Consider the following 25,236-nt stretch of genomic DNA (forward strand, 5'->3'; position numbering starts at 1 on the left):
AGACTGCCATCAGGATGCCATGTATGTGGGTGACTCATTGTGCATACTGTCATCAAGTAATAAGAAGCCATCTGAAAAAAGGGTCTAAACGCCGAAAAGTCAGGCTTTTCACTCTTGGGCGCGACAGTCTAAGTGTCTAAAAAGTCAGGCTTTTTTCAGTGGACTCAATAATATGAATGAAATATAAGGAGTCAGTCAAATGAAATATTGGCTGCGCTGCATAATAATTTGCCTCTGTTTTTTTGTGTTCGTAACAAATAGGCCGTTGCATCTCTCCGCTGAGACAGATACTCCTGGGGTAGATTTATTCATTCTGATCGATCAATCACAGAGCATGAGCGGCACTTTAACCGATCCACCTACAGATCCCCATAACCTGCGGATAGACACTGCTCGCTATTTAATTGATCAGCTAGGTTTTGATGCTTTGACTCATTCTGAGCGGCTAAATAGAGTCTCTGTTATTGGATTTGGCACTTATGAACGCAGCCGAGTTATGGTTCCTTTGACCCCGGTTTCTGGTGAAACGATGGAACAATCCGCAGAAATACGTGAAACAATAAAGCAAGCTGTTCTGCCTCAACAGCTTGGCTTTACAAGTATGACAGCAGCAATTGATTTGGCCGCATCTGAATTGGAAAACGCAGCGAAGCTGGGCGAAAACCGCCCGGTTATCGTTTTCTTCATCACTGACGGTTCTCCTTATGATGAACGTGAATTAAGTTTGCGCGAATATTTTGCAGAAATTGATGAAAGTTACGTAAGGCTTCAAGAGCTAGCTTTTGATCAGGCAAGGATGTTTGCCATTGGGATTGACGTTGAAAACCGTTACTGGCCAAGTGCAAGCAATTACTGGGACAACATAGCTATAGGATCAAGCCGCGTTGAACAGGCAGATGAGATGAAAACAGAACTTGCTCAAATCCTGGCCAACGAACTCGGTTATGCTAGTGATGCCTTATCAGCAGGCGAACTGTTTGTTGAACCATATCTAGATACGATTAGCTTTTCCATATTTCGCTACGGTGAAGCCTCGGTAGAGGTTTTCTACCCTGATATAGACGGTGTGTTACAACCCTACGATTTTGATCAAGCTGAAGTTCGCGCATCTGGGGACCGATATGACCTGGTTGTAATCAGAAATCCTAATCCAGGCAATTGGACGATTCAATCTCAACAAGAGGGTGAAAGAGTTGATATTATAAAGCAAATTAAATTTAGTAGTGTGCAGCTAGAGCCACCCTTACTCGAAATACCCCGCTATTTCCCAAAATATTTTCACTTTTCCTTGCCACAGGGACAAAAATTCTACGAACAATACCCTCTGATTTTTGAATTGGTCGTTACGCCACCTGGGGCCAATCAAGGACAAACTTTAAGATGTTGTATATTATCCGAGGATGGACAAGGCTTCCGGACGGTAGATCCTTACGTTCCTATATTTGCCGGTCAGCACCAGATTAGCATTAGCGCGGCCGCACAGTTAAGGGTGGATAATGAAGTTCAAGAAATCTTGATTTCCGAGGATCAGTTTTCTTTTCGGTCTTACGATGCCAAGTTAAGCCTGGAACCATCAGACCTATCATTTTCACAATACGAACCAGTTTCTAATATCCAGGCAATCTTTACCGATGAGCAGGGTCGCGCAATTATCGAGGACCCTTTGGAAGAGTTAGACATAATTGCTCGGATAAACCTATCTCCCAAATCTAGTCAAATGGTGCCAATGAATCGGGTGGAGAGTGGCATTTACCGGCTATCTCAACCTGTGACGCTTCCTGGTGACGAAACCAAATCGCTAGAAATAATTGGACTTGGCCAATCAGGAGAGGAACTATTTAGCGCTGACAATGCCATAACGACTTTTCGTAACGTCCAACTACTAAAACCTGTTCCAGCTCTGCCGCCACAGGCAGGTTTTTCGTCTATTGCCGTTCAGTTGTTGGATGAAGCCGGTAGGCCAATTAACGATCGATTGGCCCGTACGCTTGATCTACAAGCTAGAATCGTGCCTCCACAAGGCCCCCCCCTGCCAATGGGTTTAACCTATGATCCCGACGAGTCTGCATTCGTGGCCAATGTACCTATTCCCACACAATTTGAAGGCCAACACTTTGTTGAGATCACTGCTCAAGCAAATGTGGCTGGCTTGAATGTTGAGGCTTTTAGTGACACTTTAACTTATATGGTGACAACAGATGTCCCTTACTATCGCATACTATCACCTGAGCCAGCAGTTTATCCGCTATATGAAGGCATAAATAAAGCAAATATGCCACTGGAAATTCAGTGGATTCGTAATGATTTACCAATTAATCCAGGTGATGTTTTTGTCGAGAATCCTGTCACATTAATAACTGCTACTGTACATGGACCTGATGGGTTTGTGTTACAAAATCTTGTTTTACAACCAATGAATCCCAATGATCTTAGCAGATGGAGAGTTGATTTAGATAATCTACGACAGGAGGGGATATATACTGCAACTTTTCACTTTAATGGGGCTACTCTTGTTTCTCAAGAACCATATATGCAGTTTGTTGATACACAGATCACATTTTATCGAGTTACAACGGGTTTGTGGCGCGGCATCATTAGTACTCGCAACACCTTAATTACCTTATTATTTATTGTCGTTGTAGCAGGTGGTATTACAGAATCCTTTCAGCGCTTATGGCCGCCATTTCCAAAAGGAATTTTAACAATTAGAGAACAGAATCCGGTAACAGGCGATGAACGACAAATTGATACGATCAACCTATTTAAGCGCCGCGTAAAACGACGCACAGTCATATGGAAACCTGCTACTCCGGAGCTAAAAGCTCTCGGTATAGACAAAGTAATAATTCACCCACGGCCATCTGGTGGTAATAAAAGAGTACCAGGCATTGATTTGGAATTTTTTTAGCAAAGAGGGAAGTATTTTTCCCATGAGTTTTACCAGCCCTGGTCAAAAACGCTGGCCACGTGCCGTATCAGAGAAAGCATCTATCTATTGGGTGAAATACGAAGCGTAAGATGATGGTTTGCTCCGTTTAGGAGATGATAAGATGAAACCAGAAAAAGAGATGTTTCCAAACAAAGTAACTCCGGCGTTGATCATTGGCCTTGGGGGGACCGGGCAATGGGTGTTAACTAACTTAAAGAAAAACTTAATAGAATCTTATGGAGAAGTACCCAGGCAGGTTCAATTATTGGCTTTTGATACCACAACGGATGAGCCAGAAGTGGCAAAAGACAACCTTTCGCTTGAAGCTGTTCGAATTGGTGATTTCCGGTTAAAAAAACGAGAGGAATTTATCTACCTTAGCGGAAGTGTTAAAGAACTTTGCTTAAAGGCTAAAGCAAATTCATTTGGTTATGGTCATATTACCAGTTGGTTTCCAGTCAATCGTTATTTGGCCGAGCTAACTGATGACGATTTCAACCTGGCGCGTGGGGCAGGAACACGTCGTCCGTTTGGACGAATGGCTATTTTCTACAACTTGCAGGATATTGTTGGCAAGCTTGAGTTTGCATTGCGAGAGATCAAAGGCAGTATCGCGGAGAAAAGTACGGTTGAAATTTGCGTAGTTAGCTCTTTAGCCGGCGGTACTGGTTCGGGAATGTTTATTGATCTGGCCCATCTGTCCCGTGTTATTGCTCGGCGTATCGGCTTGCCTGAGATAGCTGTGCGCGGTTTTTTTATGCTTCACAATGCCTTCCAAACTGTGGCCGAGAGTCGTTCTACTCGTTTAAACACTTATGCTGCGTTATTAGAATTGGAACGATTCATGGTTCTATTTGGACATAATTACCCGATTGACTATACATCTGCCAACAATACAGTTTGGCAAACTGTCTCTAGTAGCAAATTGTTTGATAGTTGTTTTTTGGTTGATGCCGAACGCAATCGGCACACTCTCAGTCATTTACCTCCACACGAGACCCTATATCCGGCCATTGCAGATTGTATTACGACGCTTCTCGATCCTGTATCGGGTGATAGTTATCAACAACATTATAAAAATGTCAACAACCGGGTAGCTACTACCCAGAAGCTCAAGCAAATGGCAATGTACAGTAGCTTTGGCACACAGACCTATATTTTACCCATAGTCAACATCGTCCGAGAGTTTGAACTGCGCTTTGCTATAGAATTTTTGGACAGACATTTTGCTCCGGCATCTGCAGAGCCTGAAACGGGTTCCATGGCATCATTGCTGTATCCTGAAAGTACCGCGGGACAAGGAGCTTTATCTTTTCTAAAACAAAACCTGTCCCCTGGCGGTTTGCACAATACGTTTTTTGTGCAGGGTATGATTATGCATCTGGAGCGAAGCAATAATCCAACTTATGTGGATCAATTGGCGCTCAGTATTCATGAAGATTTACTTGATTTGTTGCGAACCAGCGGTGATGAAGGCGCTATGCTCAACTTTGCCCAACGCATAGATCAGGCGTTACGACACCTAAATTTGGAAACAAGTGTTAGGAGAAGCGATGAACTGGAAGACTCGGCTGAGAACGCCGCCCGACGGATCCCCGAACAAATACGCTCCATTAAACGTAATTATCTGGGCGAAGTAGAACAAAATGGTGGAAGAGATGGTTTGTTACGTCATGCCTTGGTTAGCAGTGGGCAATTCAATGTGGAACAATTCCAAAAGCTTCTAACAGAAAAATTGACTCAAATACTAACAACGACCGAGTATGGTTATAGTCGTTTGGGATTTGCACGCGCTTTTGTAGATCATCTTAATCAGATTTTTGAGGCAGTTCATAGACTGCTGGAAAATGTTCATAATAAGCGAAATCAAATTGGTCAAATGGCATTTGCCCGTGACGAGGTTCGAGTCATGGCGACGCAACTTGAAAAAACAAAAAACAGTGGCATTTTCCCCATGTTGGGCAGGCGAAATGCTATAGCTTCCCAAAGGGCCTACATAGCTGCCGAGCAAGAGCTAATCAATTTACAAGTTGCAGAGCAGGTCATTAATGAGTTGTTGAATCAGGCTAAGAGTCATCTAAATATAATCCAGCATGTAATGGATGAATTAAACCAATGGTTTGCGATTTGGGTGACAGGAGATCCTCTGAACAATGAACAGGGTGTGTTATCCCAAATGAAACTGGAACTTGCTCGTTGGCGGCAATTTCGCCAGCAGCAAGAAGTTGGCAGCCAAGAGCCCAACGAGGTTCATTTACGTCATTATTTAACAAATCCCGAATATGAGGAAATGCTTTATCAGCAGCACTGTCAGGAACAATATGAAGCACTTCTAAACCGTTTTCAGTGGACGTGTTCTGGAGCCAAGGCTGGACTAGAAATTCGACTAAGATTAGATAATCGTCAGTTGAAAAGAACCCTGGATGGTCAAGCAACCCTCGATAACTCTGAACGGTTGCTCAGTGCTATCAAACCGTATTTCTTGTCAGTCAAACAGGAGAGTGTGATTAGCCGTCTCTCTGAGATGTATTCGCCAGAGACATTAGCAAATCATATATGGCAATACACTGGCACATTTATTGGTTTCCAGAAAGCACATCCGGCTGCAAGTGAGGTGGAGAAGCGGATATTTGTCAGTTTGAATCACAGCCAAAATGTTGATTATAAAAAAGAATTGGAGAAAAAGCTGAGAGACAAAGGGATGTCATCTGATAATGTGCAAGTTATCCCTGCTTATGACCCGCATAGATGTGTTGTCCTATCTACTACGGACATGATTGGAATAACGGCCGTTCCCACTATTCAGCAGGTAGAAGCAGAATATAACCGGCTGGACGCAGTGCGCCGGAGTGGTTTGCACATTTTCCCGGCTGAAGTAAATGCTGTTGCCTATGAAGCGCGACTAGGTGGGCCTGGATTGCAAAAAGAAGAAATCCGTCACTTTACAGCTCGGGTCAAGAGTTTGTTTGAAGATGAAGAGAAGTTGCGCTTGTTTGTACAGTCCCTTGCTACGGGAGTAATCCGTGAAGAGGATAGTCCAGAAATACGGCTGTACAAACAATATGTACTTCGTATTCAACCCCAAATCGATCAGCTGTCGGAAATACCGCTAGGGCGGTCTTGGCGTAGACCATCCTTGTTCGAGGCAATTTATAATTTCATTTACGCACGTCCTTTGCGCCCACCGCAAACTAAAGAGAAAATTGTTGCTTCGGTCAACGACCGTGCCAATGGTCAGGCTTATGCAACTTTATCCCAAATCAACGAAGCAGTTGAAGTGCGTGAAGCGTTAATTCGTTACGGCCTTGCTGACCTTGTTGATGAAATTTCGCGTTATGTTGCTAACAGTTATCATGAATTGCGCCCGAATCGTTTTGCTTTGGAAAGTCCTGTTGCGTTTTTACTAGTAAGAAACGTCAGAAAGTTACACACTATGAACCTGGAGCAATTAGTCCAAAGCACAATCATACCCTGGCTACTTGAGCAAGAGAAATATGAGGAACTTATCCCTCGATCACATTACAAGGAAATTGCAGAAGGCATGGGACGCATAATCCTCAAACTAAATACCCCCGTGGATAGACCAGCGCGATTACAGCGACACTTACAGGAGTTCTCCAAAGCTATAAACAATCAACTGGATGTAAATGACCCAGAAGAACGTGATCTAGCCACTATTTTTGAAATAATGGTAGGTGATTATCGCCGCACCCTGGCAAGTAGGTAAATGATGGACAAGTTTGAATTTCCCGAAGGGGTATTTATTTCAGAACAGTTTCTGGGACGCGGTAGCTACGGTGAGGTGTGGAAGGTCAAATCCAGGTCGGGTGTCTTGACTCGCGCTGTCAAGATTGTAGCTAAGGAAGACTTGCCCATACTGCAAAAGGAAAAAGCTACATTAACTCATCTAGCTCGTGCAGATCGTGACAATATGATCGTTCGTGCCTATAGCATTAGCTCTATAGCCGACGGTCGCTACGTTTTGCTCATGGATTTTGTAGGCAGTGATCCTTTATCCGATCTGGTAGATGATCTAAATAAGAGAGATCTGCAAGCTAAACCCTGGCAGGCACAAGATGAATATGAAAGAGTACGGATTGCAGCGCAAATCACCCGCGTTCTGAACACAGCCTATCTGGCCCAAATTGCTTTAACTGACATTAAGCTGGCCAATTTTTTCTATGATAAGGCTCAACCAAACCTTATCCAGGTTATTGATTGGAATGTGGTAGATGACGAAAACCCAAGACAGGGATTCTATCAATACACTCTACCACGACTAGCTTCAATTCTGCATCAAGTCTTTACAGGCCACTCCCTGGAAAGCCAGCCTGGCACGATTGACCATTCTAAACTGGGAAGAACAATAGAAGATGAAGAGCAGTCTATATGGGACTTGTTGACTTATGAAACGCGAACTATTTTGTATGAAATGGCGTTCGGTCACATTAAGGGAAAAAACCCAGCTTTAGAATTATGGAAACGGTGGGGACAGCAAGAACGATTCTGGCAGCGATTGCTTACCGCACCAACCGAAACACCAGAAGAAAAGCAGAAGTGGTGGTTCAATGAATGGAAGTACGTCAAAGGCCTGGGTGAAGAGATTGCACCAACGCCTCAACGCTTAAATAGATGCGAGGGTCTGCTGCTGTTAGATGAATGGCCCAGACCAGAAGAGGTCAAGACATTAGGTTTACCAGTACGATCTGAATGGGAAGATCAAAAAGTTGCGCTAACTTTACAGCAGGTGGATGAACTATTGGAAAGGCAAGAGTTTCGCCCTGTTGAAATAGATTTACTCACAACAAGGCGCCGGCCTGAAGCAGCTTTGCGCTTTCAGCTTCGTTCTACTCAACTACAGTTTTACGAATTTGCTCATAACCATGCGCTTCCCATTAAACCGTTGCAACAGTTTCGGGATGTAGACAAAGCGATACAGCAAGGTCTATATAACCGTGCGGCACAGTTATTAGAAGAAGACAGATTACCTAAAGTAATTCTCTTGAGTTGGCGAAATCTAAACAGCTTAAACACACTCCTGGATAAGCATTTGGAATTGTTATCTGCCCGTATTCGTGGACATGCCCAAACCCTTTTGCTCGAAGACCTCCTGGTTAAATACAGTCAACAACAAAGAAGCGATTGGAAAGAAACCATTGATGAGCACCTAGACAAACTTGATCATGCTTTTTTTGAGATAATTAATGCTGGACAGAAACTTCAAGAGTATGTTGACCCTTATTATAAACAGCACATCGAGTGGTGGGAAAGAGACATTCAGCAAAAATACAAGTTCGCCAGTCTAGCTGTGAGATTTTACCACTTGGTAAAGGAAGATAGATTCAGGGAGGCTGTTCAAAATCTTGAAGAATTGAATCACTCAATATCATCTGTTGAGCAAGAACATGTATGGTCTTGTCTGGATGATATGCTTCATAATGCTCCTGCTTTGGCAAGCCTGAAATCAACAGGGCAAAAAGTCTCCCGAACTGCCGAAGAGATAGCGGAAATAGCAGATAGTCAACTGTTAAAGATAAATGCAACTATAGCTGACAATAAGCGATTGTCGGACGAGGTAAGAGACTCCTTGTGGGAAGGGGCAAGGATCGCAACAGAGCTTGTTCGGAAAACAGCTATAAATAGCAAGGGAACCATAGAAAACGAGACAGCAGATGAAGTAAAGACTATCAAAATAACTGCACGCGAAGGTGAGAAAAAAGTTGGTGATGCTGTTGACGAAGGCATGGAAACTCTCAATAAGGCTATAGAGAAGAGCAAGACAGTTGTTATTACCGCTACCCAAAACGGACAAGCCATGATTACCGCAACCGCTAATGGGGGGGTAGAAACGGTCAACACAGCCATAACGACAGGTGCAGCGGCCGTTGCTACTGCTGCTCAGGACGGACAAGCCAAGATTTCCTCGGCCGTTGATGGAGAGTAGCAACGGTGAACATAGCCATAACGACAGGTGCAGCGGCCGTTGCTACTGCTGCTCAGGACGGACAAGCCAAGATTTCCTCGGCCGTTGATGGAGGGGTAGCAACGGTCAACACAGCCATAACGACAGGTGCAGCGGCCGTTGCTACTGCTGCTCAGGACGGACAAGCCAAGATTTCCTCGGCCGTTGATGGAGGGGTAGAAAATGTCAACACAGCCATAACGACAGGTGCAGCGGCCGTTGCTACTGCTGCTCAAGCCGGACAAGCCAAGATTACCGCGGCCGTTGATGGAGGGGTAGCAACTGTTAATACCGCCATAACGACAGGTGAAACGGCCGTTGCTACTGCTGCTCAGGACGGACAAGCCAAGATTTCCTCGGCCGTTGATGGAGGGGTAGCAACGGTCAACACAGCCATAACGACAGGTGCAGCGGCCGTTGCTACTGCTGCTCAGGACGGACAAGCCAAGATTTCCTCGGCCGTTGATGGAGGGGTAGAAACGGTCAACACAGCCATAACGACAGGTGCAGCGGCCGTTGCTACTGCTGCTCAGGACGGACAAGCCAAGATTTCCTCGGCCGTTGATGGAGGGGTAGAAACGGTCAACACAGCCATAACGACAGGTGCAGCGGCCGTTGCTACTGCTGCTCAGGACGGACAAGCCAAGATTTCCTCGGCCGTTGATGGAGGGGTAGAAAATGTCAACACAGCCATAACGACAGGTGCAGCAGCCGTTGCTACTGCTGCTCAGGACGGACAAGCCAAGATTTCCTCGGCCGTTGATGGAGGGGTAGAAACGGTCAACACAGCCATAACGACAGGTGCAGCGGCCGTTGCTACTGCTGCTCAGGACGGACAAGCCAAGATTTCCTCGGCCGTTGATGGAGGGGTAGCAACGGTCAACACAGCCATAACGACAGGTGCAGCGGCCGTTGCTACTGCTGCTCAGGACGGACAAGCCAAGATTTCCTCGGCCGTTGATGGAGGGGTAGCAACGGTCAACACAGCCATAACGACAGGTGCAGCGGCCGTTGCTACTGCTGCTCAGGACGGACAAGCCAAGATTTCCTCGGCCGTTGATGGAGGGGTAGCAACGGTCAACACAGCCATAACGACAGGTGCAGCGGCCGTTGCTACTGCTGCTCAGGACGGACAAGCCAAGATTTCCTCGGCCGTTGATGGAGGGGTAGAAACGGTCAACACAGCCATAACGACAGGTGAAACGGCCGTTGCTACTGCTGCTCAGGACGGACAAGCCAAGATTTCCTCGGCCGTTGATGGAGGGGTAGAAACGGTCAACACAGCCATAACGACAGGTGCAGCGGCCGTTGCTACTGCTGCTCAGGACGGACAAGCCAAGATTTCCTCGGCCGTTGATGGAGGGGTAGAAACGGTCAACACAGCCATAACGACAGGTGAAACGGCCGTTGCTACTGCTGCTCAGGACGGACAAGCCAAGATTTCCTCGGCCGTTGATGGAGGGGTAGAAACGGTCAACACAGCCATAACGAATGGACTGCAAATTATTCAGCAAGATGTTACTCAAGCGCAGAGTGAACTAAAGAAAGAATTGGATGCAGGTAAGTTGAAAATAAGACGGTTTGCCTGGCTTACAAGTCTAAACACTAACATTATTCTTATCACAGTAGCGTTACTGATTGTCGCTTTATTCCTTGGGGGCAACATCTTGTTTCAAAAAATAAATAATGTTTCAACCAGCCTTGCCGCACTTAAAAACGAACTAACTAGTGCCACACGTATAGTTAACGAAATAAATCAAAGAGTTTTAGTAATCGAATCCAGTGAGGAATCACAGGACACACAGATTTTTTACTTAGAAGAACAAGTTGCTGATTGGGCAAATTTGTTAAATGACATAACGGCAATGAACAACAAGTTGCAAGAACAAGATGATTTGTTATTAGTAAATCGAACAGAAATTGACGATATACAACAACGTATAGAAACGTTGGAGTCCCAAATCGAGAGATCATTTGAAGAAAGCTCTTTGGAAGTCGAGAAACCATCAGAAGAGTCGTCAGAATCGGAAGAAGAATCTGAAGAACTGAACCCCGTGCAAAATGTTGTTTGCGAGTTAGGCTCCAATCCTAACCAACGCGCTGCCCTACGAATTCTTCCGAATGGGGAAATAAAAGGATTCTTGGAATTAAATCGTCAACCAGTTGAAATATCGGGAATCTCAACAGATGGCTCATACCTGATCGTGTTAGTAGGTTTAAATGGCATTGATTGGAATGATCGAGAAGAAGTGTATCGTCAAGCATGGGTTATGCGTGGGAATGTTCCAACCTGCAATGCACCCGCTGAATTGTTGATCCGCACTCCCGTTCCTCTGCAACCTATCCTTAGAAACGAAGTTGACCCGACAATTTTAGATACAAGATGACAGATGAAGACCATCTCCAAAAGGTACGTAATTCAAGCACCTTTGATAAAAAGAAGCATAATACAGGTTAGATAAGATAGGTGTGACATGGACAAGGAAGGCAACTCAATAGATCATCCGCGCGATTTGTGGAACAGTGGTGAATGTGACACGGCCGTTGCCAATCTGGCAAACAGCAGTTTCCAAGACGACCAATTTCTGGCCGAGCATCTAGAGAAGCTGCTGCAAATCGTCCAGGGTGGACTGGCTTCCTCAAATCCGGAGCAAAAAAGTAGCTTACTGCAAGAGGCGGAGGCTCAAGTTATCATGTGGTTGCCTACAGAATGGGAAGAACCACAGAGTTATATTGAGTTGGCTAATCAAGTAGCTGCATTGTCGGTATTGGAGCTAGAAGATAGGCAAGTGGAAGCGAACGATGGAGTAAATGGCTCTACAGCTAAGACCGCTATGCCAGATGGAGATGTTCTTCCAGAATCAGATGGCATCGAGCCTGAGGAAATCAAAGACGACGTGCCAACAGTTGAAGAAGACCTGCCGGCTACAGATGAAGAAGAAAACATTCCAGATTCTATTCGTGTTAACTATTATGTAGAAGAAGGGCGGGAAGCATATAGCCAAAAGCGGTATCAGCAAGCGCTAGATGCTTATCGAAGAGCGTGCAGTCTGTTAGAAGATGCTGGACTCCCGCGGGAAGATGTGGAACTTGAGTATTATCAGGATGTCGTTGCTAAAGTGAGGCAAGCAGAAAAGGCTGTCCTGTTGCAACTGCAGTTGACTGCAAATCTACAGGAAATTGAAGAGCTAATTACTACTGAACAGTACAGCGATGCTTTGGCGCTGTGCCAAGAATTGGCCGTGCTGGAGGATAAACGGGTAAGTCAATTGGCGGAAGAAGCCCAAAAGAAGCAGCAGACAGCCCAGGAGGTAAAACGCGCCCAAGAGCGGGCCGAGGAATTGGAGCAGCAAGAGAAATATGACGAAGCGCTTATCTTCCTGAGCGCCTGGCAAGACCAGCCCGGTGTAGGCAGCCAAATCGAGAGGGTCCAGCAAAAGCAAGCAGCGCGCCAGGCGCAAGTAGAAGACTACATTCGTCAAGCCCATGAAGCGGCCGATAAACAAGATTTTTCTACAGCCATCTCCCTATATTATGCTGCCCTGACACTAAACCCTCATGACACTCGCATCCAGGTAGAACGACAGCAAACAGAAGAAGCCCTGCAACTGTGGCAAGAAATTGATGACTTGCTCAAGGAAGCACAAGAGGATTTTCTAAATGGACGTTGGGAGCAGTGTGAACAAAAGTATAGAGAGGCTCTCGAGAAAGATCATGAAGACTGGTTCAAATCGCGCCTTGACGTAGAACAGAAAGATTTTGAAGCAGCGATTCGTAAGGAGAAAGAAGAAAGTCGGAAAACACTCGATGCAGTTATACCGAAAGAAAAGTGGCCCGATAAGCTTGTTGAAGAAATTCGACGGTTCTATAAATTTCCAACCCGCCACTTTTCAACAGATGAATTGCAAAAAGATCAAGATCAATTAGAAAAAGCGGCATCAGATTATCTGGCAGGGCATTATCAGTTTCATTTGTCCTCTTTATTGACTAGGATAGGTGAACGTAAGTTAGAAACCATTTGGTCAGAATTGGCGGGTCAAGTTACAGAAACCATCAATAAATGGAAGCCGATACGAGAGGACAATCTTGTTGACAGCTTTTTGAAGACTGCTAACGCAAGGCAATACGAAGAGGTCATCAATGCACTGGATGAAATGGCTCGCTTGTCATCAGATTTGCGAGAAGCTGCTCAGACCGCGCCACAGATAGATGAAGCTATCACATTTTGTCAGCAGGCTCGTAAAGATAGCCGTTATCTACCCACAGCCATCGCACAAACCCGACAACTTCTACAGGAACGAGAATCGGACACAGTTGTAGCCAGTCTACTCCTTCCCCGCTACGAACGCTTACAGACGCTACAGACGCAGTTAGAAGAATTGCAGCGCTCACGCCTGGAAAAAGAGATAGGCGCAGACTTAATCCTTATTGAACAGTATCTCCATCGAGATGAGATAGTAGAAGCACGGCAACGATTAGATACTGTTGTTGCTAAAGAGCTGACCGACGGAAGCTCAGAACTTGCTCAGTATCACCGCCTAGATCGCTGGTGTCGACGTGTAGAAGATATAAATGCTCGATTAGACAAAGCCGAGAAAGCTTATCATCAGGGGAAATGGCAGAAATTGTATCGCGCTGCAGAGGCAATACGAAAAGCCTATACACAGACAGAAAGCAACCCTGGCGATCATAACAACAATCAGTCAGCTTTTGTTTCCCCGTTTTATGAAAGCAGGATCCAGGAGCTGAAAGAAAATGCTTTAGAGTTACAAAACTTAACCCAAGGGTTAAAACGACTTGATCAATACGACGAGAAACGTTTGCTCCAACCGCAATTCACAAGTGAAGAGCTGGCTACCATCGAACAAGCTGTTGCCAAAGCGTGGGAGGTGGATGCAGAAAGCGAGTACGTGAATCATTATCATCACATATGGCGCAGTATGGTCAATGCTGTTAGTGATGAGATTGCTCAAGTAGAAAAGTTAGAATTAGAGATCGAAGAAGTAGATACAACAAGAAAAGTCAAACATAGACTTGACCAAGCGCTGGAACATACTCTCGTATCGTTTACATTAAAACCAACTAATAACCATGAAGGTCTGGTTGCACGACTGAATCAGCACCAAATTGATTTAGTAAACGCAGGCGAGTTAGAGCGGGCAGCGCATCGTTCAGCCTGGGTAGACCGCTCATACCGTGAGGCCAGCTTAAAGCTGCGCGAAGCAGCCAATTTGGTTTTGGACTTTGCTCCAGCCCTATCAGCAAAGTTTGCTGAAGAAGCTGCCAAGTATGATGAAAAGGAAGCCTATCAACAACCTTTTCTTGAACGAGTTGCTGAAGTAGAGCAACAGGCCAGGGCTGGCCAACTGTTAGAAGCATTGTCCATATGGCAGGAAGCGAATCGTCTCTTCAAACAAATGCCGCCTGATGAGCGCAACGACAAAGCTTTGGAAGAAATTCGTGGGGTGCTGGAAAAAGCGCTATTAAATCGGTTAAGGGTAGCCGCAAAAGCAAAGGACTACAAAACATTGACCGACCTGCTAAGCCAAGACGCGGTTAGTCAGTTTGCCTTTGACGAACGGTCACAGGAGGAAATACAAGTCTACCGGCGTCAGGTAAAGCGTGAGCAGGCGCGTCAATCCTTCATTGACGCCTTGAGCGACGATGATTTGAGTGCTGCCCAGGCTAACTTGATTGACCTGCAAAACTATACCGACCAGAATGACAGAGAAGAGTCCCAGGAATTAACCCGTTGGCGACAACAGTATCAAGCTGGGGAAGCGGTCGCCAGAGCGTATAGATATCGAGATACATTACAAGAACAGGAACTCGTTGGCCAAAGCGTGGAAAGCCTGCGTACGGAGTTGCACGAATTGCGGGAATTAGAGAAGACGCTCCTCTCGCTGCGCGATTTTTACCTGGCTGACCCGCACCGACTTACCTTTATTCTGGAAACGCTTAAGCTGCAGATGGCAATTAAGCAGGCGCAACTGCATGAGAAAGAGGAGAAGTTTGAGCAGGCTGTTACGGCTTACGAGGCTGTGGCTAGGCTAAATCCCGACAATCCTGATTGGATGCGAGCAGCCAACAGAATTAAAGAAACGCTGAAACATTACCAAGCCGCCAAAGAAGCAGGCAACGATCAACTAGAAGAAGCATTGAATCACCTGGCGCAAATTGATCTGGAAAGCCGAAACTGGCCACAAGTAGAGGCGCTTTGTCAAGACTATCTACAAAGAATACGTGAGCAAGGTCAATTAGCGGAAGATATCCATGATTATCAGGAAGCTCTTTATTATTATCAACTGGTACAAAAAATAGAAGTTACCGATGAAGCGTACCCACGTCTCGCGCGGTATCTCAAAAGCCAGTTGAGTGAGCGACGTCGCCAAGCAGGTCTGGCACTCAACGATTACAATATGTCAGCAGACGAATTAACTGCGCTTGTTGAAGAAATACATGAAGCTGCAAAATGGCAAGTTGAAAAACCTGAAGATACAGAAAAATGGGCGTCGCACTTAATCCGGGAATTGACCAGGCATAAAGAAACCATTGAACATGCTGATGAAAATGTAATGCAAGCTCAGGTCACCCTAGAACAGGCGCGAGAAAATGGCGAGTTCCAGCGGGTATTTGATGCCTTCGAGGGTGTGCCATTGCGCCTCAAGCGACAACGGAATAGGGTGCGAACTGTATATGAAGCGACCGTGACAGACAGAAATCGTTATGAACGCATTCGCAGTGCCATCAGTGAATTTGAGGGAAGCGCCAAAAAATTGGGAGACATGGACAAGTTGGAGAACGTATTGAGCGAGCAAGACATTGAACAACGGCTGCAAGTTACACGAGAAGCCTGGGAAATGTTAGGCCGATATATTGCGGAGGCTTGATTGTATTATGACCAACCAAGACACGGCCCAACTTGTACGTATGGAAGTGCGTCAAAAAAACGAAAACAAGAGATTATTGCAAGAAAAATTAGATCAGGCTCAACATAATTTAACGGTAGGTCAAGATAATACAAGTAAAACAAAAGAGTTTCTTGATAGCGAATCGTTTGCAGAGGCTGCCGCCCTGGCCTCACAAAATCTCGATATTATTAACCGTGCCCGGTTGGCTATCACTGAAATCGAACAAAGCGAAAAGTTAAGCAATGAGGCCCGTGAAATAGAAAGAGAGGCAATGCGTCTGGCAATCGAAGTCGAAACTACTCTTATTACTGTGGAACAACAGGAGATCCAGGCGCGGATATACCGTGATGCCTTGCGTGATTATGGGGATGAGTTGAATACGGCCATAGAATATCGCCACTGGTCACTAGCTTATGCCTATTGTCAACATGCGTCACAATTAGCGCCGAACAATAGTTGGTTTCAACAGAAAAATCAAGAAATATCAGAGTACTCCTCCAAACAAAAAGGACACATTAGTCCAAATTTTAGGAGTGGACTGTTACTCGTGTTTCTTATCTCTTTAATTTCTGTTGCCTTATTCTATGTTTTTTGGCAACAACTAGAACCATCCTTTGTTCCGCCTTACCGGCATACTTTAACGACGACCACAGCACTCGCTTCGTTCCCATTGTCATTCTCAGATAACAGCTTCAGCGCTGGCCAAACAAGTTGATAACCCTACTACGATTATATCCGAGGGAGTAATTAGCCATGAGATTTGCAGTTCTTTCCGATATTCACGCAAACCTGCCTGCATTACAAGTGGTTTTGGATCATGCTGTGCAACATCGCGTTGATCAATACCTGTTCATTGGCGATTTAGTGGTATATGGTCCTCATCCCAATGAATGTGTAGAAAGATTATATGACTTAATGGCGGATAGTTGGCAAACTCACGCGATCGCTGGCAATAATGATAGTGCAGTTGCTTGCAAATTAGATCCCCAGGAAGCTGCCACAAATATACCCGCCCAAAAAAGTTACGAATGGACCCTGGGGGCGATTACCCCGCAAAACCTGAAGCGCGTAGAAAGTTTACCAGGTGCATTAGAACCAGATCAGGCTAAGCCAATCATTGCTTCTGAGCAGATCACCATATTTCACGGCACAATCGCCGATCCAATTGGTCGCTCTATGTATATGGAACAGGATGATTTTACTATCAAGAATTCACTGCGACGCCTACCGACAAGCATAGGTATTTATGGACATACGCACAAGCCAGCGATTTACCGGGCCAAACCTAAATCAGAAACCGATCTCTTTTTTAGTTACACAAGAATATTGCCAGACTATAACTCGGATGGAACATTCTTATATTCTTTTGCTGATTTAGAGGTTGGCGAGCGACTTCTCATTAACTCTGGTAGTGTTGGACAACCTCGCGACAATAATCCAAAAGTTGCCTATGTAATCGTTGACGAGATGAGGAAGACAGCTGATTTTTTCCGCCTCGAATACGATATTGCATCAGTTCAGGAAGACATGTATAAGTTTGGTTTGCCGGAAAATCATATCAACCGTTTAGCTGAAGGTAGGTAAGGCATCTTCCAAAAAATAATCAAGGGTTTTGAGGGGTGAGGGGTCGGATTTGAACAAACCATTTTTCAAGTCCTTCCTCCCGCTCAAACCGTTCTTCAAGTAAAGTCATTGCTTTCAGACTCAGCTTTTTTCCTGTCTCATAAATGCCAGTAACCAAGTTGATTGTCGGTTCAATTTTCTGCCAGGTCATTAATTGAGTGAAGCCCAGTACGGCTTCCACGCTGTCTAATAGAGAACCATTCCAATGCTGTTCTAAAGCACTCCATACTCGTTCGATAGGATTGTACTTGCTGTGATAGGGCGGATAGTAGGCTAAGCGAATGGTCAAATCAGTCTCATCAGCAAATTGTGTCATTCTATACATGAATTGTGTCCGTCGGCTATGATTTTCGGGGCCATTATCCTGATACAACAAAAGCGTTTGCACTTGGGGCTGTTCCATCTGAATCTGTTGCCAACAATCAGCGATGCAATCGGAAATGAAATCACTTGTCACACGCCCTTGGGTGCAATAGAGATAGAGCCGATGGTGGTCGGGCAGAAGAATACCATAAGGGGTCATCGTTTCTTTGGCTTGGAAATCATGGTCAGCCGCCTTAATGACGAGGCGGCTCTTCCCTTTGCGACTAAATTCACCTATTTTGACCGTTGCTTTGGCATCTAGTACCGTAACTTTCTAAAAATGAGGGGTGAGGTTATCCTTGAGGAATGGAAAAAATCTATCATGTTGACCTTACACCTAAACAAAGAAAGCATTTGGAGAAAATAGTGTGCGTGGGCAGCAATAAAGCAAAAGTGATTACCCGCGCTCACATTCTCTTAAAAAGCGACGAAGGTAAAACGGACAAAGAAATTGCCGCGCTGTTATATATTGGTGAAGAAACTGTACGCCGAACACGGCAGCGTTTTTGGCATGACGGTATGGAAATGGCGTTGAATGGCAATCCATACCCGCCGTCCGAACCAAAATTAACGGATGAACAAGAAGCATATTTGGTGGCGTTAGCCTGCAGCGACCCACCGGAAGGATACGCCCAGTGGACAATTGAGTTGCTGACCGAAAAGATGATCGCTGAGGGCATTGTGATGTCCATTAGTCGAGAAAAGGTACGGCTAACCTTAAAAAAAACAACCTCAAGCCCTGGCTGATAAAAAGTTGGTGTATTGTCACGATTACGCCCTTGTTCATCAGACGAATGGAAGCGATTTTGGCTTTATACCGGCAAGAATACGACCCCAAACGTCCAACGGTTTGTTTTGATGAAGCCAGTTATCAATTGTTGGGTCATGTACGCGACCCTATTCTGGTAAAGCCAGGTGTGTTGGCTAAACAAGATTCAGAATATAAACGCAATGGTACTCGGAACTTGTTTATGATTGTCGAGCCTAAAGCTGGCAAGCGAACAGTACTCATAACTCGCCAGCGCAAAAAACAAGATTTTGCTTATGCGATGCGCTATTTAGTTGACATTTTATACCCTGATGCAGACTGCATTGATGTCGTCATGGACAATCTCAACACGCACAACACCGCTGTTTTAATAGAAGTTTTCGGTAAAGTAGAAGCAGATCGAATTACCAACCGCCTTTGCTTTCATTACACACCGCCGCACGGTTCATGGCTTAACATGGCTGAAATCGAGATTGGCATTATGCGACACCAATGCTTGCGCCGTCGTCTGGCCGATGAATGGACATTGCAAGCCGAACTAATGTCTTGGGAAATGCACAGCAATGACGCTTGTCGCAAAATTCATTGGGGATTCACCGTTGAAGATGCTCGTCGCGTTTTCAAAGAGTATTACCCCTCAAAATTAGAAAGTTGAGGTAATAGATGTTTAATATAGGCTCGTGCCCGACGGGTCTCGGGCATTCACGTGTAAAAAGCTTGTTGTCATCTTCTTACCCAAGTATGTCGTTAAGCAATCTCGGGCAACGGCCGTTTACCTTCCTATCAATGGGCGGTTGGATAAATCGTATCATCTTTCCATTTAACGGTAACTCGGCGATTTCCAACCAGGATGGCAATATCTTTCATTTGTTCGGCTGTTTCTAAATCCTCCGGCAAATCGACAACCAGTTGGTTATCGACAATTTCTTCTTGTTGCCAGCATAGACCCCAAAGGTCACCAAAGACCTTTGGGGTCTGCGTTTTACTACCTTTCTTACTTGGTAAATTTGAACAATGCTGTGTGCTCGAAGCCCGCGCCTTCGCCTAGATTGAGCTTAAGCGTCTTGCACGAGTTGGCATAAGTTTTTGGTGTTTTCCAGTTGAACTGGTAATTGCCATCGCCCAGGTTCTGCAAGCCAGACGAGCCAGAGCCGTACTCATCAATGCCGTCTTCAGTTATTCCCAGGTCGCAGGCCAGGGATGATACCGAGACCGTCACACCTGACAGGTTCGTCACCGGGGCACCATTGGCGTCCGTAACGCGCCACTTAAGCGGAATGGTCTGCCCTGCTTTGGCTACGTTAAGTGTTGACCCCATATCCACTGGCGAGAAGAAACCCGTGAAGTTGTAGACAACGTTGTACGAAACGGCCGTACTGTTTGAATTGCCAGCATTGTCGGCCGCGTTCACGGTGAAGGCCTTCACGCCAACAGAGGACGTGTTAACGGCGCTGCCATCTGGCACGGTCCCAGCACAGGAACTCAAGCCGGAACCACCCTCTTCATCCTGACAGGCATAGTCGGCGATGACGGATTGATTAAGCAAATAGGTTGCACCGTTGGCCGGCGTTGTGAGGCTAATCGTTGGCGCTGTGGTATCTACTGCCAGAGTACATGCTGTTGCTCCCCCTTCGGATGTATAGCCAATTGGGCACGGAATCTGCTCTACAGCGCCGCTTATATCTACATAGTAGCCCGGTTCAGCCAAGATGCACGATGTGGCGTTGGCGTTGGGCTGGTAGGAGCCAGGCTGGCAGGCGGTCTGTGCTATCAAACCGGCCGCCGCTACGTAGTTACCCGGTTCGGCCGTCAGGCAGAGGAGTGAACCGGTATGGGGCTGGTAACTGCCAGGCGCGCACGGTATAGCCGCTACGGCCCCGCTGACATTCACATACGTTCCGGCAGGAGCAGCGAAACAACTGACGGCGCCGCTGTTTGGCTGATAATAACCAGGGGGACAGGCAATCTGTGCCGTTGCGCCAGCGTTGGGCACATAATAACCGGGATCGGCATCCACACAGCCGCTGCCGTTATCATATTGCCCGACCGGGCATGGTTCCGGGGCAGTTTGTACGATAGCCAGGCTGTGGTACACCCCAGCGGCGATGGCAGTCACGCCCGTCAGCCCGTCAGGTAGGGCCGCCTGCCCATAATAGTTCCAACCCCAAGCGACCACCGTGCCGTCGCTCTTCAGCGCTAGGCTGTGGTACCTACCAGCGGCGATGGCGGTCACGCCCGTCAGCCCGGCGGGAACATTAACCTGGCCCTCGCTGTTAGCCCCCCAGCCCACCACCGTGCCGTCGCTCTTCAGCGCCAAGTTGCTGTTATGACCGACGGAAATGGCGATCACACCCGTCAACCCGGCGGGAACATTGGTCTGGAAATTGCCGTTATACCCCCAGGCGACCACCGTGCCGTCGCCCTTCAGCGCCAGGCTGTGTAAGCTACCGTCTGCGATGGCAGTCACGCCCGTCAGCCCGGCGGGAACATCGTTCTGTCCAAAGTTCCAACCCCAAGCGACCACCGTACCGTCGCTCTTCAGTGCCATGCTGTGGTGGGCAGCGGCGGCGATAGCAGTCACACCCGTCAATCCGTCAGGGACAGTGCTCTGCCCATAATAGTTCCAACCCCAGGCGACCACTGTCCCGTCGCTCTTCAGCGCCAGACTGTGGTCAGTCCCAGCGGCGATGGCAACTACGCCTGTCAGTCCATCAGGGATGGTAGCCTTCCCATAGGTGTTATCACCCCAGCCCACCACCGTGCCGTCGCTCTTCAGGGCCAGGTTGTGAAGGTGAGTGCCGACGATGGCGGTAACGTCCGACAACCCGGCGGGAACATTGGTCTGGCCATGGGTGTTCCCACCCCAGGCAACCACCGTGCCGGGTGTAGCTGCATAGGCAGGGACGTTTCCACTTGCGGCCAGGATTCCGACCAGCATTACAATCAGCAGGGTCAGGCTTAGGCTGAAGCGGGTGGTCTTTTGAATCAATTGTTTCATGTCTATTTTTCTCCTTGAGTGTTGTTTTCAGCGCTGGCCGTTGGCGGGCGCGCCAGAAATCCGACAAAATGGGTAATGTCCGTAAAATAAATCATGGGTGACTGTTCCTTCACCTCCTCCAGGCTGATGCGGCAGAGGTCTGTACCCTCTTTCCACCACAGCCGCAGCAAATAGGATTTGTAGATTGATTTACCTTTCGTCATAATTACTTCTTCTCGATCTGGCCCATTCATCATGGTGCATTCATCACAGTATGGCGTTGCATCATTACTTCATCATTACTTAGCGGCTGATTCGCCGCAGTAATTGGAGGTTCCTGGTTTTTGACCATGACGCTGCGGATTTCGTTCTTCGGCGGTTATCGCGTCTCACAGGGCGCCGCGGGCGAGGGCTTCACGTCGCAGCGTAAGGTAATGGGTCTGCTGGCCTTCCTGGCCCTGGAAGCGGCCCAGGTTCACAGCCGCGAGTTCCTGATGGGGCTGTTCTGGCCGGAACTGCCCGAAGCCGACGCCCGCAATAACCTGCGCGTATCCCTGGCCCGGCTGCGCAAGTCGCTTGATGAAGGACTGGCGACGGAATCCCCGCTCATCGCTTCTCGCACTGACGTCGGCTTCCGCCTGAGTACGGCCGTCGCCATGGATGTGGCTAGCTTTGAATCGCTGCTGGCCCAGACCGAAGCTCATGCCCACGCCGGGCGGCCGGACTGTCCCACCTGCCGCGAGAAACTGGCTGCGGCCGCTGCCCTGTACCGCGGTCCCCTGCTGCAAGGCTTCTACCTCGACGATTGCCCGGCCTTTGAGGAATGGCTCTTTGTGCGCCGCGAAAGGCTTCTGCTGCAGGCAATGGAGGTGCTGGAGGATCTGGCCCAGGGGCTGGAAAAGAACGGCCGTTACCCGGAAGCCACTACTTATACCCGGCGTCAGCTCGAACAGGACGCGCTTTATGACAGCGCCCAGTCTCGCTTGCTGCGCCTCCTGGCCTATCAGGACCAGCACAATGTCGCCTTGCAGCAGTACCAGGTATTCCGGACAACCTTACGCAATGAGCTTGGCATCGAGCCGAGCGTCGAACTCATCCAACTGGCGCAGCAGATTCAGGACCGCAGCCTACCCGCGCCTGGGGCGGCCCGTGCGCCGGAAAGCGCCATCCATCGCCACAATCTGCCCGAGAACCTGACGCCATTTTTCGGGCGGGAGTCGGAACTGGCGGAATTAGCGCAACGCCTGGCTCAACCCGATTACCGGCTCATCACCCTGGTCGGACCGGGCGGCGCCGGTAAGACGCGGCTTTCCCTGGAGGCGGCGCGGGCCAACCTGCACCGTTTCCCCGATGGCACGTTTTTCATTTCGCTGGCGGGCGTCGAAAGGGTTGAGAACGTCCCGGCGGCCGTGGCCGACGTCCTCGGCCTCCTGGGAGCTACGTCGCAGGCGCCGGAGGAGCAACTCATTCAGTACCTGTTAGCCAGGAAGATGTTGTTGATAGTGGACAACCTGGAACATCTGATGGATGCCGTTGATGTCCTGCTGGCGATCCTCCGCCGCTGCCCCGGCATCGTCTTGCTGGTAACGTCGCGGCAGCGGCTTGACGTTCAGGCGGAGGATCTGTTCCGGCTGCGTGGGCTGCCGGTGCCCGTGCCCGTGCCAGAGCAGATTGAACAGGCCGGCAGCTTCGACGCTGTCCGCCTCTTCTGCGACCGGGCCCACCGGGTGGAGAAGTCGTTCAAGCTGACAGTGGACAACCGGGGCGATGTCAGCGCCATCTGCCGTCTCGTCGAAGGATTGCCGCTAGCGCTTGAACTGGCGGCCAGTTGGATCCGGGACCTTTCGCCGGCCGAGCTGGCGCAGGTGATCGCTGAGAATGTAGACCGCCTGCGCACAACGATGCGCGACGTGGCCCCACAGCATCGCAGCATCCGGGCCGTTTTTGATTACTCGTGGCGGCTGCTCACCGCTGAGGAGCAACTGCTCCTGGCCCGGCTGTCCGTCTTTCGTGGCGGCTTCACGCAAGAAGCGGCCAACCTGGTGGCGGCGGCAACGCCTACCGGCCTGACCGGCTTGCGCTATCGTTCGCTTATCCGGCAGTCGGGAAGCACCCGCTTTGACATGCACGAGCTCACGCGCCAGTTTGCCGCGGAGGAGTTACTGGAGATGGGCAAAAACGTTGCCACCCACGGCTTTCGCCAGCACGCCGACACCTTCACGAATCTTGTTGCAACCCAGGTGGAAGCGTTACACGGGCGCCACCCGCAGGAAGCCGTCAAGATCATCCAGCAAGACCTGGATAATGTGCGGCAGGCGTGGCTTTGGGCGGTTGGGGACGGCATTTGGCCAGCGATCCGGGCCAGCGTTATCGGGCTGTCCCGTTTTTACCAGGCTGTCGGCCTGCTGGCAGAGGGAGAGCAAATGATCGGGCAGGCGCTGGTGGCCGGGCGCGCGGAGGACGATGCCGCACTCGCCAGGGAACTGTCGCTGCAGATAGACTTGCTTCTGGAACAGACCAGGCTCTTCATTCAGCAGGGAAAACTGGGCGATGCACTCCTTCAGGCAGAGACGGCCGTGAACCTTGCCCAAGAGTTAGGCGATTCGGTTCGTCGTGGCCGTGGACTCATGCTGCTGGGAAATGCCCATGCCAAGAACGGTGCGTTGCGGAAGAGTGTGCAATATCTGGAGGCCAGCCTGACTGAAGCAAGACGTGGACAAGATCTGGCGTTGGAAGGCGAAACCCTTCGTTACCTCGGCACAACCATACAAAGTATGGAGGAGAGAGTGCAAGGGAATCTTTACATGCAACAAGCCTTAGCGATCAGCCGCGAGGTCGGCGACCGGATACAGGAGCAAGCTATCCTGCTCTATATGGGGGTCAACGAGATTGAGGCGCAGAATTACCTGGCCGGCCGCCAGTATCTTGAAGAAGCGCTGCCGATGCTCCAGGCTACGGGTAACCGACCTCTTGAATCACGGATCCAGAATGCCCTGGGCTTCGTCAACGCCGCTTTGGGCCAGTTGGAAAAAGCCCTGTCCTACCATGAGCGCTCGCGCCACATCTCCCACGACATTGGCGACCTTTTACAGGAGAGTCACGCCTGCCATAATCTGTGTACGGTCAGTCGCAAGTTGGGGCGGCTGGAAGCGGCCGAGCAGCACGGCCGGGAGGCCCTGCGGCTGGCCTTGCACTTCGACCTGGCCGAACCTATTGCTTATGCCTGGTTACACCTGGGCTATGTCTTCCACGACCAGGGAGATTTCAAATCTGCTGCAGAGGCGTTCATCCAATCGCGGGATATCTGGCGAACGCACGAGCGATGGGGATTGATGATTGAAGCGACGGCCGGTCTGGCCATTTCGCTCTGGCAGCAACGGGAGACGGCCGCTGCCCTGTCTCAGGTTGAGGAAGTGCTTGATTTCCTGGCAGACCAACCCCTGCAAGGGGTGGATGAGCCGACACAAATCTACCTGAACTGTTATCGTGTGCTACATGGGAATGGGGAGGGCCGTGCGGATGCACTGTTACGGCAGGCGTATGATCGGTTGCAGGTGGTCGCCGACAAGATAGACGATTCAGCCCTTCGTACTGCATTTTGGCAGAATATACCGGCCCACCGCGCGCTTCTTCAATGGTATACCCAAACTATTAACAAGGGCAATGTGTCGCTTTGAAATGATTTTTTCGTTCATCCAGGTA

General features: G+C 48.5%; 13 protein-coding genes. 10 read left to right on the forward strand and 3 right to left on the reverse strand.

What is annotated here, in order from left to right:
• Positions 1-199: 199 nt before the first annotated feature.
• The 7 genes from IPM39_19475 to IPM39_19505 all read left to right on the forward strand — a co-directional run bounded on the left by IPM39_19475 (position 200) and on the right by IPM39_19505 (position 17,386).
• Positions 200-2,908, forward strand: a complete 2,709-nt coding sequence (locus IPM39_19475; protein MBK8988216.1) for a VWA domain-containing protein — start codon at positions 200-202, stop codon at positions 2,906-2,908.
• Between the two features lie 142 nt (positions 2,909-3,050).
• Entirely contained in the window at positions 3,051-6,656 is a 3,606-nt protein-coding gene (locus IPM39_19480) for a hypothetical protein (GenBank protein MBK8988217.1), read from the forward strand.
• Positions 6,657-8,873: a protein kinase family protein gene (locus IPM39_19485; GenBank protein ID MBK8988218.1), complete on the forward strand. Its 2,217-nt coding sequence runs from the start codon at positions 6,657-6,659 to the stop codon at positions 8,871-8,873. It abuts the gene before it with no gap.
• 5 nt (positions 8,874-8,878) lie between these two features.
• Positions 8,879-11,278 (forward strand): hypothetical protein, encoded by a 2,400-nt coding sequence (locus tag IPM39_19490; GenBank protein ID MBK8988219.1) that lies wholly within the window; start codon positions 8,879-8,881, stop codon positions 11,276-11,278.
• 87 nt (positions 11,279-11,365) lie between these two features.
• The gene (locus tag IPM39_19495; GenBank protein MBK8988220.1) at positions 11,366-15,781 is read left to right on the forward strand and encodes a phage tail tape measure protein; all 4,416 of its coding nucleotides are present in this window, start codon (positions 11,366-11,368) and stop codon (positions 15,779-15,781) included.
• Between the two features lie 7 nt (positions 15,782-15,788).
• Positions 15,789-16,517 (forward strand): hypothetical protein, encoded by a 729-nt coding sequence (locus tag IPM39_19500; protein ID MBK8988221.1) that lies wholly within the window; start codon positions 15,789-15,791, stop codon positions 16,515-16,517.
• 38 nt (positions 16,518-16,555) lie between these two features.
• Positions 16,556-17,386 carry a metallophosphoesterase family protein gene (locus IPM39_19505; GenBank protein MBK8988222.1) on the forward strand — a complete coding sequence of 277 codons (831 nt, stop codon included), beginning with the start codon at positions 16,556-16,558 and terminating at the stop codon, positions 17,384-17,386.
• Positions 17,387-17,405: 19 nt separating this feature from the next.
• Here the strand turns inward: IPM39_19505 and IPM39_19510 are convergent, their stop codons facing one another.
• Positions 17,406-18,026 carry a transposase gene (locus tag IPM39_19510; protein ID MBK8988223.1) on the reverse strand — a complete coding sequence of 207 codons (621 nt, stop codon included), beginning with the start codon at positions 18,024-18,026 and terminating at the stop codon, positions 17,406-17,408.
• A gap of 68 nt (positions 18,027-18,094) precedes the next feature.
• On the opposite strand from IPM39_19510, the gene IPM39_19515 reads away from it, so the two are divergent.
• Together IPM39_19515 and IPM39_19520 are read left to right on the forward strand one after the other, a co-directional pair.
• Positions 18,095-18,535: a helix-turn-helix domain-containing protein gene (locus tag IPM39_19515; GenBank protein MBK8988224.1), complete on the forward strand. Its 441-nt coding sequence runs from the start codon at positions 18,095-18,097 to the stop codon at positions 18,533-18,535.
• Positions 18,532-19,212, forward strand: coding sequence for an IS630 family transposase (locus tag IPM39_19520; GenBank protein MBK8988225.1), 681 nt, complete (start codon positions 18,532-18,534; stop codon positions 19,210-19,212). Before IPM39_19515 ends, IPM39_19520 begins: the two co-directional genes overlap by 4 nt.
• Before the next feature lie 339 nt (positions 19,213-19,551).
• On the opposite strand, the gene IPM39_19525 is transcribed toward IPM39_19520, so the two are convergent.
• Together IPM39_19525 and IPM39_19530 are read right to left on the reverse strand one after the other, a co-directional pair.
• Positions 19,552-21,555, reverse strand: a complete 2,004-nt coding sequence (locus IPM39_19525) for a PxKF domain-containing protein (protein MBK8988226.1) — start codon at positions 21,553-21,555, stop codon at positions 19,552-19,554.
• Positions 21,556-21,557: 2 nt separating this feature from the next.
• On the reverse strand, positions 21,558-21,758 hold the full coding sequence (locus IPM39_19530; protein ID MBK8988227.1) for a hypothetical protein: 201 nt from the start codon (positions 21,756-21,758) through the stop codon (positions 21,558-21,560).
• A gap of 126 nt (positions 21,759-21,884) precedes the next feature.
• Between IPM39_19530 and IPM39_19535 the strand changes: the two genes are divergently transcribed.
• Entirely contained in the window at positions 21,885-25,211 is a 3,327-nt protein-coding gene (locus tag IPM39_19535; GenBank protein ID MBK8988228.1) for a tetratricopeptide repeat protein, read from the forward strand.
• The last annotated feature ends 25 nt before the right edge of the window (positions 25,212-25,236 follow it).

Origin of the sequence: Candidatus Leptovillus gracilis (assembly GCA_016716065.1) — a bacterium.
Classification (GTDB): domain Bacteria; phylum Chloroflexota; class Anaerolineae; order Promineifilales; family Promineifilaceae; genus Leptovillus; species Leptovillus gracilis.

Excerpts from the sequence above, each read along its gene's own strand:
- IPM39_19485 (MBK8988218.1), top strand. The coding sequence starts at position 6,657 with ATGATGGACAAGTTTGAATTTCCCGAAGGGGTATTTATTTCAGAACAG.
- IPM39_19525 (MBK8988226.1), bottom strand. The coding sequence starts at position 21,555 with ATGAAACAATTGATTCAAAAGACCACCCGCTTCAGCCTAAGCCTGACC.
- IPM39_19505 (MBK8988222.1), top strand. The coding sequence starts at position 16,556 with ATGAGATTTGCAGTTCTTTCCGATATTCACGCAAACCTGCCTGCATTA.
- IPM39_19530 (MBK8988227.1), bottom strand. The coding sequence starts at position 21,758 with ATGACGAAAGGTAAATCAATCTACAAATCCTATTTGCTGCGGCTGTGG.
- IPM39_19500 (MBK8988221.1), top strand. The coding sequence starts at position 15,789 with ATGACCAACCAAGACACGGCCCAACTTGTACGTATGGAAGTGCGTCAA.
- IPM39_19495 (MBK8988220.1), top strand. The coding sequence starts at position 11,366 with ATGGACAAGGAAGGCAACTCAATAGATCATCCGCGCGATTTGTGGAAC.
- IPM39_19515 (MBK8988224.1), top strand. The coding sequence starts at position 18,095 with ATGGAAAAAATCTATCATGTTGACCTTACACCTAAACAAAGAAAGCAT.
- IPM39_19480 (MBK8988217.1), top strand. The coding sequence starts at position 3,051 with ATGAAACCAGAAAAAGAGATGTTTCCAAACAAAGTAACTCCGGCGTTG.
- IPM39_19475 (MBK8988216.1), top strand. The coding sequence starts at position 200 with ATGAAATATTGGCTGCGCTGCATAATAATTTGCCTCTGTTTTTTTGTG.
- IPM39_19535 (MBK8988228.1), top strand. The coding sequence starts at position 21,885 with ATGACGCTGCGGATTTCGTTCTTCGGCGGTTATCGCGTCTCACAGGGC.